Genomic DNA, 16479 nt, shown 5'->3' with positions numbered 1-16479 from the left:
CCATCACAAAACAAAGTCTCACTATACTCCGATCATACCTAACCTAAAGAAGCGCCCAGAATGCCTGCCTTGCAGATAAGTGACGGCCGTATCCTTACTTATGATGACTATGGTGATCCAAATGGCTGGCCTGTGCTTTTCAATCATGGCTTCTCAGATTCGCGACTAATTCGCAATCCAGATAAGGACCTTACCGCATCTCTTGGCGTAAGAATCATCTCTGTAGATCAACCTGGTGTGGGGGGGTCATCTCCCCATAGAGGCCGGCGAATGGTTGATTGGGGGGCGGATATCGAAGAACTGGTTAATCGTCTAAATATCGAGACATTTTCGGTAGTCGGCCATTCAGGTGGTGCCCCTCATGCACTTTCTATCGCTAACAAACTTCCCCACAGAGTCTCTAAAATTGCCCTTGCAGCTCCTGTTGCGCCACTGGACTACCCAGGAATGACTGACCTGCTAAAAAACCCGGATATCAGACTTATCGCAAAGATTCATCGTTGGCAATTTCTTACTCGTTGTCTGTGCCGATTAAGTGCATACCAAGCCAATAGCAATATACAAGATTATATTCAGCTCTTTGCAAAGAAAGACGCCTCTGATGCCGCACTGTTTATTCGAGACCCGGCACTTAAGAAAATGTTTGAAGAATCATTTTCTGCCGGAGCAACGCAGCATGGGGAGGGTTTTTTTGAAATGATAATGGCGCTTTGGGATTGGGGGTTTGATCCTCGTGAAATCACCACTTCCACCAAAATATTTTATGGTGATGCCGACGATATAATTGATATTAAAATGCCAGAATATCTCTCGAGCTTAATGCCAAATAGCTCAACTCAAAGCTGGCACCAGCTGGGACACTATGCATTTGTTAACAAGTACTGCTGGGTTGAGTTGCTCAAGTCAGCTCGCAAGTAAGCCTTGCGAACTTTACGAGCAACGCTTTTATCTAGCCATCAACAGGCAAAGCCTCTACTGCACTTACCGGAACCAGGCTTGAAATAAAATCCTCAGTGGCCACATCCCAGGAATAGGTCCTGGCATGAGTAACACAGTCCGATCGGTCCAATAATAGTGCCTTTTCTATGGCCACTTGCAGATTGCTATCCAACGCTCCAACAGGGGCATCACCAATGATATCTTTCGGACCTGTCACAGGGTAGGCGGCAACGGGCAAACCACAGGCTAAAGACTCAAGATTAACCAGACCAAAAGTGTCAGTTACCGAAGGAAATACAAAAACATCTGCAGCGCTGTAACATTCAGTTAAGTCCTTACCCTCTTTAATTCCCAGATATACCGCCTGTGGAAACTTCCTCTTTAATTCATTGAGTTGAGGACCATCCCCCACGATAACTTTTGTTCCCGGTAACTCAAGAGATAAAAACTTATCCAGCGATTTTTCCACTGCAACACGCCCTACATTGAGCATGATAGGTCGAGTTAGGCCCTCAAAAAGTTTTGTCTCAACCGGATGGAATTTTTCTAACTCTACGCCTCTTCGCCAGCGGGTGACACGGGTAATCCCCAAGGTTCGAGCTTCCGCTGCCATACCATCTGTAGTCACCATTGTTTGTGCTGCGGAATTATGAAAGCGACGAAGGAGACCGTGTAACCACTTCAGTGGAACTTTATAGCGAATCGATACATATTCAGAGAGACGGGACAGCCAAGATGTCGTAAAACGCAAATTATTTCGCTTGCAGTAGCCACGAACAGCCCACCCCACAGGACCTTCACTCATAATGTGAATAGCGTCCGGTGAAAAATCCTCAATAATTCGGGCAGCTTTCCCACCGGGAAATACTGCAATTTTCACTTCTTTATAGCCCGGCCAGGGGAAATTAGTAAAATCAGTAGCAGAAACAATTTTTACTTGGTGCCCCCTTGCTATGAGTTCTTTCTCAGTTTTTTCCAGTACTCTGGAAACACCATTTAGTTGCTCCGGATAAGTATCCGTAGCAATCAAAATCTTCATATTTTGCACTCTTCAGCTATAGACATTAAACCTCACCTTCCACAGGCAGCCTTGATTTCATATAAAACCAGGACCATTGAAGTATAAAAAAAATCACCACTTCGACACACAAGGGATTTTAGCTTGGTCACATCGATGTGAATATTTTTTGGCAATACCCTCAACTTCAGTGAGAAGATTATCATTCAGAGTTATAGGCTTGAGCCCCATCTCGATAAGCTGGTCATTATTTACCAACAAATCATTTTCTGCTGACTCTTTTCTGGGGTTGTCCAAGTAGGCAATTCCCACCCCAGTCTTGTTGGAGATTAAATTTGCTAGATCCCTGATACGATGCGTCTCTGTCATTTGATTCAGAATTTTGACTCTATCGCCTATCTCTGGAGGATTTTCAATAGCTAACTGAATACATTGACAGGTATCCTGAATATGAATAAATGCCCGCTTCTGGCCACCAGTGCCATGAACGGTAAGTGGGTAATTAATCGCCGCTTGCATCAGGAATCGATTGAGGACTGTTCCATAGTCACCATCATAATCAAATCGATTAATCAGAGATTCATCCCTCTGTGTTTGTCGGGTCTGGGTACCCCAAACGATCCCTTGGTGTAAATCAGTGACACGTACCTGATCGTTCTTGTTATAGAAGGCAAATAACAATTGATCCTGTGCCTTTGTCATATGATAGATAGAACCTGGATTACTAGGGTAAAGAATCTCCTGTTCACTCAAATGCCCTTCAGTCTCTACCTGAATTTTTAAATATCCTTCGGGAATAGTGAGACCAGATGTTCCATACCCGTAGACACCCATAGTACCCAAGTGAATCAAATGTATATCCAATCCGCTTTCTACTATAGCCGCCAGGACATCATTGGTAGCATTCAAGTTATTATCAAGTGTATAACGTCTATGCCGGACAGATTTCATCGAATAGGGTGCAGCACGCTGTTCAGCAAAATGTACAATCGCGTCTGGTTTTTCCTCTTTTAAGAGAGTGAGCAATCGCTCAAACTCCTGTCCGAGGTTAATATAAATATGCCTGATGGACATACCGGAAACTTCACGCCATACACGAAGCCGCTCTGACAGATGCCTGATTGGTGTCAATGAATCAACTTCAAGCTCAATATCAATTTTTCGCCGTGATAAGTTATCAACAATAATAACTTCATAACCCGCCTCTGAAAGGTGGAGAGATGTAGGCCAACCACAAAACCCATCACCTCCCAAAATCAATACTTTTCTCACCCGACCCCCTAAAATTTTTTAGGAATTAATACAATTCGAATAAACTAATATTTTTAGCAGCTTCGAATTAACCTACCTCATTCAAAAGTACCAACTGCCGTGAAACGAGGCCATACAGACAAATTTATTCGATTTTTTGTGACATTGTCGTGACAATCCATATCACTATCCATGTTCCTTGTACGCCACAATGAGAAAAAATGAACCACTCGTTTAAAATATCTCTCAGCAGCTTTGTAGTTGATAGTAAGTTGGGGGCTTCCTCGCCTACAGGCGCAATAATAGAACTATCTCATTGTTTCTATATTGAAATATATGGCGACAAAGATCTTTATCGCGCCATTCAAATGAATAGTGCGCCAATTTTACTTTAAGCCTAAATACATTGAGCACTCGAACGGAAACACTATTGTTTTAGACCGATCACTCTATCCCTCTATTAGAAAGGAAAATACGCCAATAATGTTTTCAATAAAGCTAAACTTTTTTGACAATCATACGGTTCAAATTAGTCGCCCCCCCAAAGCACCTTTCTGTAAGTAAGACAGCGATCAAATACCCTTCATCTCTGTGTCTACGCTCACAAGTACATGCTGAATTTTGATCTGGTATAGCGAACTGGCCACTCACCGAAGATAAGAAGCGTTTCCATAAACCCTATCAACAAAGGTGAAATTAAATTCCACAAACAGATGAGTTATTAGCCTACAAACCATGTGTCACCTGAAGACAATACGAATCCACAATTGGGGAATTCACTCTTAATCGAAAATAATTATAAGTTTTTCAAAATATCCATTGCCTTCAGTAACGTTAATAACCAGCACTTTTTCCTAAATCTAATGTCACAACCACCAGGAATAGGGACTTTCCGTGAAGCAGGAAAGCCTGTCACCGAAAGGCAAATATGCAAATACCTACCCTTTCAAAGGAACTTATTTATCACAAACGGCAACTAAAAAAGCCGAAAAACAAAAACATAGCCGCGTACTAGCGCGGTAGGTTATGGGCAAAATCGACACAATCGGGATCGCATTTTAGATCTTTAGGTCAGTTAATCTGAGCTTTAAAATCTGCTATCGCAATACTGTATCTCCCGTGGTCTTGACGCCAGCCATAAGTGGCAGAACAGGCACAGTTCTACCTATAAGAAGCTTGCAAGGATGCTGTTAAACCTTTACTGGATGCACTTTGCGAGATAAAAATGTTATTACCAAAATCTCTATCAATTTTTCCTTGTAGCACAACTGATAATCAGTTTTTTGGGGAATCGTGCTTAAAAGAAAAGCGGTCGAGTGTCTCCGCATCGAGTGCATTTTCGTAGAAGAACTCACCTTACGTCCGCTCAATATCAGTACCCGGAGATATAGCTGATGATACTTAAAAAACACCTATTGCCTGTCACTATGGCAATATCGGCTTTAACATTTAATGCCACTCCAGCGCTTGCCGACTTTGGTTCCAAGCACGATAAAAACCGAGTTCCCAAGCACGCAAGAAAAAACCAAAGACAGCAAAGAACCACTCCCTTCGACTTCAGTGAAGTCTTCGATACCGTACAGATATTGCATGCTGGAGCAATTGAAATTCACCTGGGTGGGCATTTGGAGCAATCTGATCTCGAATCCATGGAAACCCTGGAAGCCTATGTTCATGCTTTTGAGGAAGGCGATGAATTATTCGAGATGAATTACAACGCTCTCGACGGGGTCGGGGTCAATGTGGGCAACGGCAAAAGATTTACCAGCTTCCCAAGGCCCGACCTGAAAGGACCTAATGCATGGGCGAATGTCCTGCCCCATCGTGCGACAGGCCCCAACGGTGATTCCTGCATCAGCTGTCACAACGTACCGGTAGCCGATGGCGGTGGTGGCGTGAACGATAATGTGATTCGTATGGACCCTGAACGTAAGCAAAAAGGCTTTATCGAGCGCCAGTCGCCCCACCTGTTCGGTATGGGGGCTGTACAGTTGGTAGCGGAAGAAATGACTACCGAGCTGCACACTTTGCGGGATGAGGCTATCAGTGAGAGCTGCTCATCCGGCACAGATACGACTGTCGCACTAACCGCAAAAGGCGTTAGCTTTGGTGAGATCTCCGTCTCCTGTGATGAGGTCAACTACGATAATGTTGAAGGCCTTGACGCTGACCTGGTAGTCAGACCCTTTGAGTGGAAAGGCTTAACCGGATTTGTACGCGCATTCGTTCGTGGCGCGGCACACCAGGAGCTGGGCATGCAGGCCACTGAATTGGTCGGTGATGCAGACAGCGACTTTGATTCGATCACTAACGAGCTCAGCGTTGGTGACATTACCGCGTTAACTATCTACAACGCAGCACAGCCCCGCCCGGTGACCAAAATCGAGCTTAACAGCGTGATCGATTCCCTAACCGAGGAAGAGCAGGAGACTTACGGCTTACCACTAAGCGACGGAGAAATCGCCAGTATCGAAAATGGCGAAGAGCTATTTAGCTCTATTGGCTGCGCCTCTTGCCACTCCCCTGAGATGGAAGTTGCATCACCAGTCTTCTATGAACCCTCTCAGCACGCCAACTACCGCGATGAGACTTATCCCGCAGGCGATATAGCCGGCCTACCTAGCAGATCCCTGCAATTTAACTTGCTCACAGAGATCATGGATAACCCCCAGGAGCTTCCATCCGGACAAACGCTGGGACAGTTTGAGGAGTCGGAGAATGGCGGAGCAATAGTCCGCTTGTATGGCGACCTTAAGCGTCACGATATGGGCACAGCCATGGCCGAGGAAATTGATGAGGGCAATGTGGGAGCCTCTGTATTCCTCACCGAAAACCTCTGGGGCGTTGGCTCAACACCACCTTATCTACACGATGGACGCGCTACCACTATGACCGAGGCGATTGTCTATCACGGTGGTGAAGCTGAATCCAGCAAGGAACAGTTTGATGCCCTGACAGACTCTGAAAAGGCGGATCTGGTCAACTTCCTGGATAATCTGGTGCTCTATCTCGCGGAAGAGTAAACACTAGGTCACCGCTATAGACCTGAAGCGGGGCGGCCTCAGGCTCGCCCCGCCTCTCTTTATCCCCTGCTAAGCACTGGGAATATTCCGCTGGTGCCATTCAGCCAGGGACTCCTCTGGATAGCCTTCAAACACTTCATCCCCTTCCCGTATATCTGGCTGCGCCCAACCCGGAGCAGAATCCAGCATCATATGGCTACGAACCGGCGGTACCGGCAACTCAGAGTCAATCGCAGAAGCGAAGGGGTGTACCAGTTCTGGCCAACGCGGGTCCCAAAGCCATAACGCACTGCCACATCTTGAACAAAAATGTCGCCGTGCCGGACTTTTCCCGCCATTTTCCTGACCCGTTATCCCAATTTCAGCCTGATAGATACTTAAATATTCCTCGCCCTCCACTTTCAGGGTTTGGAAATCCGCCCCCAGGTTAATAGCAAAACCACCTCCTCCAGCCGTTTTTCTGCATATTGAGCAGTAACAACGGTTGAAGGGATAAGGTTGCCGGGAGTCCAGACTGAACTTAACCGATTGGCAGTGGCAAGATCCTTTGAGTTTCACAGTACTTTCCCAGACTTTTACCTTTCGTTCCGCAGGTGGTCAGAATGACGGTTTTACGAACTGCACAGTTTCTTGTGCCATATTTATCGATGACTGAAATTGCTACACAGATCATAAGTGTATTCGGGCTAAACTGATTCACCCATCCCCAATGAGACTCAGGGCGTCACACCAATGAATGAACCTATCAGGCATGATAAGTGGCAGGCTCAAGAGTACGTAAACGCCTCTGACATGCAGTGGCGCCACGCTATGGAAGCCATACATCGCTGCGATTATCGCCAAGCTGCCACTATTCTTGATGTGGGTTGTGGCGATGGCAAGGTAACCCGCTATTTAGCTGAGCGTATGACAAATGGCAGGATTATCGGTATTGATCTAACCGAGGATATGATTTGTTATGCTAATAAAAATTACGCCAATATACCCAACCTATCCTTCGAGCAAATGAGCGCAGACGAAATCCAGTTCGACTGCAAATTCGACATTATTTTTTCTTTTAGTTGTTTACACTGGGTAGCGGACCAAGCTCAAGTCTGGAATAGTTTTTATAAATATTTAAAAGTTAACGGTAAAGTAGTTTGTGGTTTTCAGGTTGATCATGAAAATTTCTGGGAGACCGTATACGAGGAACAGGAAACAGCTACATGGAAACCCTATTTTGAAAGTTTTTACGATCCTTATAATCACTATACGCTAGAGGAAATGCGGAACTATGCCGAAGAAGCAGGCTTCTACTTACCAAGATTCGATGAAATCTATCATGTGGAAAATTTTCAAACCTGGGAAAAGCTCACTACCTTCTTTCTATCATGGGTTCCCCAGTTCCGTCATCTAGGCCACCCAGAAAGAGAGCAGTTTGCCGACCAGGTAATGAACAAATACTATAAGAAAATCCACCCGGAAATGCGAAAGGATGCTGGGGTAAGAATCAAACGATTTATTATTGAAGCAGAGAAATAGCCTCTATTCAGGCTTTCCTCACAGCACCAACACTCTCACCTGCTGCCACAGAGGATTCTGATATATTTTTATAAATAATACTGGCACCAACTATTAACCTAATCAGCTCAATTAAGTAGTGAGCGCCTCTTAAAGCTAAGTACGCAACAGATTCTTCTGGGGATACCGCATACACTTTCCTTCCGTATCTTCAGCTTTTAAGCTGGCTGCACCCGAAGGCACAGCCAATCAACTTCTACAAATTACTCCCAAGCATCAGCTAACGCTGAACTCCATTCAGCCTGCTGATCCGTATTGAGATTAATAACACCATTTACAGGCGTACCAACACCAGTCATGAACTCTGCAAGCCCGGTAACATTTTGAAATGGCAGCTGAGCACCAGTTTCCACAGCAAATACTTCTATCGCACTTTCGCTCGACTGCCAATTACGTACCTGTATCTTTTCAGTCCCAGCGAGCAGATAGATATCCAGGTGCTCACCATTAATTACCAACCAGAGATCCTCTGGAGCAATTGCACCCTCAAAAAGTACTACATCTAAGCTACTACTGCCGTTATCGATAATTACATCTGTACCGTCACCTCGGGCAAATAGATAGCTATCATCTCCTGGGCCGCCCTCCAGGGAGTCATTACCTTCACCGCCACGAATAGTATCTGCAGTGTTGGAACCTATAACGGTATCGTTGCCTTTCTCAGTACTGATTTCTTCGATGGAGTCCAGTGTTGTGGAGGAGAAATCCAGAGTGTTGTTACCTGTAGTCCCCTGAATTTTATCGACCCCCTCAAGCCCATCAATAAGTTCCACAGTAGCCGTACCGGAGTATGCTGATAAACGAATTAAGTCATCGCCAGTGGAGCCTCGGATCTCATCGGTGCCTTCACCACCGGAGTAACGGTCATATCCCGTGTCACCCGCAGTTAATAAGAAGAGGTCATTACCCGCTTCACCATAGAGGTTATCACTGCCGTAACCACCTTCTATCGTGTCTGCAGCTACTGAACCATAGATGGTGTCATTGCCATTGCCCGCCTCGATAGAAGCAATACCAATCAAAGAGGTATTGCGGAAATCCAGGGTATTGTTGGCAGTGCTACCCACAATACGATTCATCCCCTCTTTTCCATCAATTACCTCGACAGTTGCAGTACCAGAGAAGACGCTAAAGCGAAATTCATCATCTTCATCAGTCCCTTGTAAAGTATCACTACCCTCTCCCCCTTCATAACGGTCATAGCCAGTATCACCGGAGGTCACCTGGAAAATATCATCGCCACCATTACCATAAAGAGAGTCACTGCCAATACCACCAACAATAAGGTCTGACTCTTCAGAGCCCTTTATGGTGTCATTCCCCGCAGCTCCATCAATCAAAGTGATACCTTTTAACTGAGTCACAGTGAAGTCAAGGATATTATTGGCACTGGTACCTAAAACGCGGTTTTCACCTTCATCACCATCAATTTCCTCTAGGATATTAACTCCTGTAAAACTGCTGAAAATGAAATCATCGTCCTGGTCAGTGCCCAGCAATCGGTCTTGTCCTTCACCGCCGTTATAGGTATCCGACCCTGTATCCCCATTGGTAAATACAAAGGTATCGTCGCCATCACCACCAGACAGATAATCACTGCCCAGACCACCAACAATAGTATCCGCAGCGACAGTACCATAGATGGAGTCGTTACCCGCAGCGCCATCAATCTGTGCAATACCGATTAGTTCCGCCTCAGAGAAATCCAAAGTATTATTGGAGCTGGTTCCCACAATTGTGTCGATACCGCCCTGCCCATCAATAACTTCTACAGAAGCATCACCGGCGAAAACACTGAAAATAAATGTATCGTCGGATGCAGAGCCTTTTAATGTATCTCGGCCTTCGCCACCTCGATAAGAATCTGAGCCAGTATCACCTTCAGTCACCAGGAAGATATCATCTCCAGCTTCACCATAAAGTGTATCGCTACCGATACCCCCCTCAATAATATCCGCTTCACTGGAACCATAAATCACATCATTCCCTGCAGCCCCATCAATCAAACTTATATCGATCAACTCTGTTTCGCGGAAATCCAAGGTGTTGTTAGAGCTGGTACCCTGAATGGTATTAGAGCCTGCTCCGCCATTAATCCGCTCTACCGTAGCGGTCCCACTAAATACAGAGAAAGTGATGGTATCGTCAGAAGAAGTTGCCAGCAGAGTGTCAAAGTCATCTCCCCCATCAATACGGTTGGAACCGGTATCTTCGCCACTGAGGACAAAAATATCATCACCGGCATTACCGTATAGGTTATCCGAACCAGCTGATACGACAATTCGATCCGCCTCGGAGCTACCGTAAACCGTATCGTTACCAGCACCCGCATCAATTTCAGAAATATTATTGAGTTGTGCTTCAGAGAAATCCAAGGTGTTGTTGGAAGTTGAACCGACAATTCGGTTGTTGCCCCCTGCACCATCAATAACTTCTACCCTGGCATCACCACTAAAGACACTTAAGCGAACTTCATCATCGCCATCGGTCCCTAGTATCTGGTCACTTCCTTCACCACCTCGATATTGATCAAAGCCAGTATCACCGGCGGTCAGCACAAAGATATCGGCTCCACTATTGCCATACAGCACATCAGAACCAATTCCCCCTTCAATCACATCCGCAGCTGCCGAACCATAGACGACGTCGTTTCCTTGAGCAGCATTAATTAGATTGATGGAAAGCAGCTGAGTATCGGTAAAGTTCAGAGTATTGTTGGAGGAACTACCTATAATCTGGTTATTCCCACCATCTCCATCAATCACCTCTACCGTCGCAGTACCAGAAAATACACTAAAGCGGAATTCATCATCACCAGAATTCCCCAGCAGCCAGTCATCGCCTTCACCACCGGTATAAACATCGAAACCGGTATCTCCACTGGTTAGTAAAAAGCGATCGTCACCTCCTTCACCATAAAGACGGTCACTGCCAAGACCACCGACAATTTCATCGGCTACATTAGAACCGTAAAGCGTATCGTTCCCGGCCTCTGCATCCAGACGTGCAATATTGATTAAGCTCACATCGCGGAAATCTAAAGTATTGTTAGATGAAGTACCTAAAATCCAGTTATTACCTTCAGCACCATCAATCGCCTCTACTCGCGCATCACCACTGAACACACTAAAGCGGAACCAGTCATCGCTATCGCTACCGATAACCTGATCAAAGCCAGTACCACCATTCACACGATCAGAACCGGAATCCAAGCCGCTGATATAAAAAATATCATCGCCAGCATTACCGTACAGGCTATCGCTTCCACTATTACCGATTATCTTATCGCTGGCGGAACTACCATAAATAGTATCGTTGCCGCCGAGACCATCAATAAAGTCGATATTCAGCAATTCGGTATTGGAAAAATCCAAGGTGTTATTCGAGGTGGTGCCATAAATTACATTATAGCCATCGGCACCATCAATTCGCTCAACCGTACTTTCTCCACTGAAGACACTAATCCGGATGCTGTCATCCCCAGTGCCCCCTAATACCTGGTCAAAGCCTTCACCACCATTAAAGCGATCCGCACTGCCATCATTATCCTCTACCAGGAAGATATCGTTACCACCCTCACCATAAAGCGTATCGGCACCACTACCACCGATAATGACATCATCACCGTCGCCACCATAAATTGTGTCGTTACCCCCCTTACCATCGATTCGATCGGCGGTATCGGTACCCTGTAATGTGTTATTACTATCGGTACCTTCCAAGGTAGTTTGCGACTCACCGGCAACAATATCCCAGACAAACTTGGAAAAATCCAAGGGTTGCCCTGCGGTATGGCGAATAACTAACAGCTCATTACTGAATGCGCTACCATCAGATCCGATATCGGCAAAAATTAGAGTTGCACCACTGACAATCGACGCGCTGTAATTTAAATCGGGAGAATCGAGCAAACTTAGACTTGCACTGGCGTCCTCCAAGCCTCCACCCAGATTATCCAAACGTGCCCGATAGCTGGATTCCAGTTCTGCCCCATCATTAACCGGTACCTGGCTTTCCAGGGAATAATCACAAATAAACAGAACCTGCCCAGTTGTTTCATTGTCCAGGTTGAGCAGGCTCACACTGTCCAATAACTGGCCGCTGTAGGCATTATCATTACTCTGTACTGGTTGGAATACCAAGCTGTAAGCCATATCCCCATCCACAGAGCAGTCATCCAATCCCACCAGTTGGATCAGCTGCGGAGTCTGCCAATTATCTGCGGTAAACTGGAGATAGTTATTACCAAGAATTGCCGCCTCAGAATCATCAGAGACCCCAAGATTCAAAGTCAGACTGGTATCTGCCGCCAGGGCCTGATCCAGGCTAACCTCAAGCACAGCGATACTAGTACCCGCTTCATCGGTTTCAAGGTCTGTAAGTGCCTGCACCGTAATGTGACTTTCCCGCTCAGGAACTTGAATGGTGCAGCAACCACTGGTTGTTACCGTATTTTCTCCATCGGTAATTTCCAGCTCCAGGCTATAACTACCAGCTAATAAATTAGAAACATCCCAATGGTACTGATCGGAGTCGCCATCCTCATCCTCACCGATACCATCAGCGATCAGGGTTCTACCGCCACCTTCATACAAGTAATAAAGGGCAATATCTGCATCGCTGTCGGGATCACTGTCCTGCCACTGAATAAGTAATTCAGCTTCGCTGACGGTTATATCACTCGCCGGCAATACCAGGGATATTTGCGGAGCATCGTTAACCCCGTTCTCATTAATAAAGAAAGTATTGGCCGCACTCCAGTCACTAGCCTCACCCTTGCTGTCCTCAGCCTGAGCACGCCAGTAATAGTGGCTGTTGTCATTGAAATCAAACACGGGGGTCCACTGGGTAGACGCCTGAACCTGGCTTGCCACTAATAGAGTCAAATCCGCATCGGAGTAGACTTCAAAGCGATACTGTACGCTATCGCCATCGGCATCAGTGACTGGGTTAACTTCAAACAGAGGACGCAGGCTCTCTACTACCGCAGCAGAACCAGGATTTTGCAGGCTCGGAGTTGGCGGTGCCGTGTTATCGGTATCCACACTAAAGCTGGAAGTTACCCAACTAGTCTCTACCTCGCCATCGCTGGCTTTAGCGCGCCAGTAATAAGTAATATCCTCTTGCAGACCTTCAGCTATCCAGGATGTCTCCAGCTGCCCTTCTGCAGTTGGACCTGAAACCACTTTGCTATCACTGTCAAAACTCGCCAGAGTGTCCAACTCAAAGTAGTAAGTAAGCGACTGCCCCTCTGGATCGCTCCCGTTAGTTAAACGTAGCTCTACACCATTATTATCAAGCCAGCTCGATAAGGCACCATTGGGAGACACTACAGCGGGCGCTATAGGCGCATCGTTTAATGTACTAACAAGGAAGGAACCCAAATCACTTTCAGTGCGCAAACCATGCTCATCTTCTACCCAAGCCCGCCAAACATAAGCATTGTCTTCAATTAAGGGGTTGGGTACCTGCCAGCTAGTCTGGAAATTACCACCGGGCAGCAGACCGGAAACCTGGGCACTGGGATTATCCAGATCGGACTCATGGAAAAGATCAAAACCATAAGTCAAAGTATCCCGGTCCACATCGAAAGCGTGAGCCACAATCAACTCAGGACGGGTTTCAGCAACGATCCCATCCAACTGAGGGGCATTGATTGCCGGTGCAGTGGGAGCATCGTTAACTGTATTGATAAAAAAGCGGCTCGCCTCCCAATTGGATGCGACCGAGACATCTCCGCTTTCGGCGTCCACAAGGGTAATTGCACGGGCACGCCAATAATAAAGGTTGTTATCGAGAAATACCTGTCCGGAAACCAAGTCATCAGCACCCACTGCCCATGACGTAGTATCGACGCTCTCTTCCAAAGTAGCACTGGCGACTTTAGTTAACATCGCCTCATCGGCATAGACTTCAAACTCATAAGCAACACTTAAATCCGCCGCATGCTCACCATTGCTGAGGGTAAGTACCGGTAACAATTCCGCAGCACCAGCAAGTACTTCAGCATCAAATACCGGGCTAGCCAACTGGGGCGCGCCAGGGGCTACCTCTGGCACAGTCGGGTCACTGCCTACGCCCTCCTCTTCCGCATCGCTGCGGCCGTCTTCATCGTAATCGCCACTACCATCCCGATCCAGGTTACCGAAGTGCTCCATCTCCCAGGCATCATCAAGGCCATCACCATCCGTATCAGAAGAGGGGTTTATTTTCAGGTTAACCGCACGAGAACTAGAGAGAGCACCATCACTAGCTGTAAAGGAAACAACATAATTGCCAGCCTGACCAACTGCCGGTTCCCAACGAAATATACCCGTACCATCGCCGCCATCGGTGAAAATAGCCCCAGAGGGCAAGCTGCTGCTAGAGAGTTGTGGCACTGTGCCATTGGGATCGGAGGATTGCACCAGGAACCCGACCTGCCCTCCTTCATGACCGGTTCGGTCTAAAATTGCTTGAATCACCGGCGCCTGGGGCAGCGCAGCAGAGTCGGTAAAGTGTAGGGTATAACTATCTGCACCCTCATAGTCAAAGACATTGATAAAGTAATCAAAGTCCACTTTATTAGCCGCACGCTTTTTGGATAACCAGTAATTATTTTTATTTAACTCGCGGCCATCCTCGCCCACAACACGCTGTAATACTTTCTCTCCAGCATAGGGGTCACTGACCTGGATATAACCAAAGCCCTCGCCGGCAGCACCAGTTAAACTACGGGTTCCATCATTTTCAGAACCCAAAGTGTAGGAAAGCGTATCCACCTCCGCACAACTACGACACAGGGCCAGATCAACACCGGTATTTTCACTCTCATACACCGCAAGACTGCTATCAGCGGTATAGGCCAGATAGTCCAGAACGTTATCACGCCCCGGTAAGTCCACTTGTACATCTTTAAGTAACAAGTGTGCATTGGTAGCATCGATCAGCGAGGTCAACTCTCCGCCCAACTCATCAGCGTGGGTAAAGCTGGCCTCAAAGCTAATGAACTGACCGGACAGGGAGGACTCCATCACCCAGCGCCCAGCCTTCATTCCCTGAGGAGTGATATCACCAAAATTAATCAACAGGCTGGGGCTTTGTGGCTCGTTTTCCACAAAGCTATTAGTAATCGCAAAATCGATCGCCAAGCCTTGTTCGTTATCCACAATTTGGGGCTGGGCAGATTCGATATTGACTGAACGTGCAGTGCCATAACCGTTATTATCGACACGCACGCCAAGGGTATAAGGCTCAGGAGGCTCGATTTCTGTGGTAAAGGCATCATCACCTACAACCTGCTCAGTGAGGAAGTAATCCAAGGTCAATAGAGGTTGGGGTTTTACCACAATAGAATCCGGTGCAACCTGCACCACTTCATCCTTACCCCCGTAAGAATATGACAAAGTAGCGCCGACAAAAAATAGTTCGCCGTTATCAGTTTGCCCAGCAGCATTGGCGGTGGGAACAATCAACCAACGAAATTCACCGACATTGCCCGAGCTGATCTCTCCATCAGTAACTGTGCCATCCTCTGCCGTTACCAGAGAACCAATATTCTGGGTGTCGTCAACACGAATAAAAAACTCTGCATCACTGGCAGAACTATCGGAGGTTGCAGTGACCTGATTACCCTCATCATCGGCAAAATCCACCGTGATTGCGATATCCTCAATCGCAAAGGTATCCAGGCTATTGGTAATACGCATAATCGCTTCAAAGCCCTGACGCTCAAGTGTCAGCTCCTGCAATATTTCAATACGCACTTCTGCACAGAGCGACTCTTCTTGGGCTACTGCAACCAGTGGTGTAGTAAGAGTACAACACCAAACTGCAGCCCATCTCCCCCAACCTTGTAACATACTCAATATTTCCAGATATCACCTTAAAATTAAGGTGTTTTTATAAAATAAAAAACCTAAGTCGTTTTTATCAGCCTTACTATAAGAGCGAGCATCTTTATTTATTTTAATAGGCACATCATTAGCATCCATACTATCTTTAGCGTCAGACATCTTATTTACTATATATTTCTTTAACTCCAAAAAATCTGAAGCAAGTATATCTAACTCACCATCCCTAAAGCAGAGAAAACTATATATTTTCATATCACCATGAGAAGTGTGAAGCACTAGAGCGGGACAATGAGCTTTATAGTTAAAACTGTAATCCAGAATATCATCCCATTTACAGCTGGCAGCCGAAGTAAAAGGTAGGAAAATACTAGGCACATAAACACCAGGATCATTTGCGATGACTTTACGGTTACGTGGACTTACCATCAAAAAATAGACAACAGAACCGAAGAAGCACCAGAGTGACAATACGTTAATGCTTCTTGCTTGATTAAAAGAGTCACCCAGATACCCAAAACTTCCGAGCACCATTACAAAAGAGCCAAGTAAGATTAGCTTTATGTAACCTATTGGAATTTTGTAATCTACTATCAAATCAACCACCAGAATAAAGTAATTTTCCCACGTTCTAAAAGCAAGTGGAGAGGGGTGGAGAGCCGCCAAAAAGCAAATATAAAGAATGTGCTTTTCACAACCTCCACTAGAACTTATTAACCCAACCTAAGAATTTTAAAGTTAGCCTTCACAGGTTAGAACTCCATCACGTTTTGGTATTTCACAATGGATCCATGTTGGGCCTGTAGGAATCCGGATTTGCCGCAATATCAAGTGCCTTCATATATATTCCTGCAAT

8 protein-coding genes are annotated in these 16479 nt (G+C 46.1%); 3 read left to right on the top strand and 5 right to left on the bottom strand.

Annotated features, from left to right (window positions below; all coding sequences use genetic code 11):
* The first annotated feature begins 60 nt into the window (after positions 1 to 60).
* On the top strand, positions 61 to 918 hold the full coding sequence (locus QT397_08270) for an alpha/beta hydrolase (GenBank protein ID WNZ57320.1): 858 nt from the start codon (positions 61 to 63) through the stop codon (positions 916 to 918).
* A gap of 31 nt (positions 919 to 949) precedes the next feature.
* Here the strand turns inward: QT397_08270 and QT397_08265 are convergent, their stop codons facing one another.
* Together QT397_08265 and QT397_08260 are read right to left on the bottom strand one after the other, a co-directional pair.
* Complete coding sequence (locus QT397_08265) at positions 950 to 1978, bottom strand: glycosyltransferase family 1 protein (protein WNZ57319.1); 1029 nt, start codon at positions 1976 to 1978, stop codon at positions 950 to 952.
* Between the two features lie 93 nt (positions 1979 to 2071).
* Positions 2072 to 3229, bottom strand: coding sequence for an NAD-dependent epimerase/dehydratase family protein (locus QT397_08260; protein WNZ57318.1), 1158 nt, complete (start codon positions 3227 to 3229; stop codon positions 2072 to 2074).
* Positions 3230 to 4602: 1373 nt separating this feature from the next.
* On the opposite strand from QT397_08260, the gene QT397_08255 reads away from it, so the two are divergent.
* A complete protein-coding gene (locus QT397_08255) occupies positions 4603 to 6231 on the top strand; it encodes a di-heme oxidoredictase family protein (protein WNZ57317.1) in 1629 nt (542 codons plus the stop codon).
* Between the two features lie 69 nt (positions 6232 to 6300).
* Here the strand turns inward: QT397_08255 and QT397_08250 are convergent, their stop codons facing one another.
* Positions 6301 to 6789, bottom strand: a complete 489-nt coding sequence (locus QT397_08250; GenBank protein WNZ57316.1) for a GFA family protein — start codon at positions 6787 to 6789, stop codon at positions 6301 to 6303.
* Between the two features lie 174 nt (positions 6790 to 6963).
* Between QT397_08250 and QT397_08245 the strand changes: the two genes are divergently transcribed.
* Positions 6964 to 7752, top strand: a complete 789-nt coding sequence (locus QT397_08245) for a class I SAM-dependent methyltransferase (GenBank protein WNZ57315.1) — start codon at positions 6964 to 6966, stop codon at positions 7750 to 7752.
* Between the two features lie 242 nt (positions 7753 to 7994).
* On the opposite strand, the gene QT397_08240 is transcribed toward QT397_08245, so the two are convergent.
* Together QT397_08240 and QT397_08235 are read right to left on the bottom strand one after the other, a co-directional pair.
* Complete coding sequence (locus tag QT397_08240) at positions 7995 to 15632, bottom strand: hypothetical protein (protein ID WNZ57314.1); 7638 nt, start codon at positions 15630 to 15632, stop codon at positions 7995 to 7997.
* 18 nt (positions 15633 to 15650) lie between these two features.
* Positions 15651 to 16229, bottom strand: coding sequence for a hypothetical protein (locus QT397_08235; GenBank protein ID WNZ57313.1), 579 nt, complete (start codon positions 16227 to 16229; stop codon positions 15651 to 15653).
* Positions 16230 to 16479: the final 250 nt, after the last annotated feature.

It is taken from the genome of Microbulbifer sp. MKSA007 (assembly GCA_032615215.1).
In the GTDB taxonomy this organism is placed as follows: Bacteria; Pseudomonadota; Gammaproteobacteria; order Pseudomonadales; family Cellvibrionaceae; genus Microbulbifer.
The sequence above is the reverse complement of the archived record's forward strand: the minus strand, read 5'-3'. Positions and strand labels throughout refer to the sequence as shown.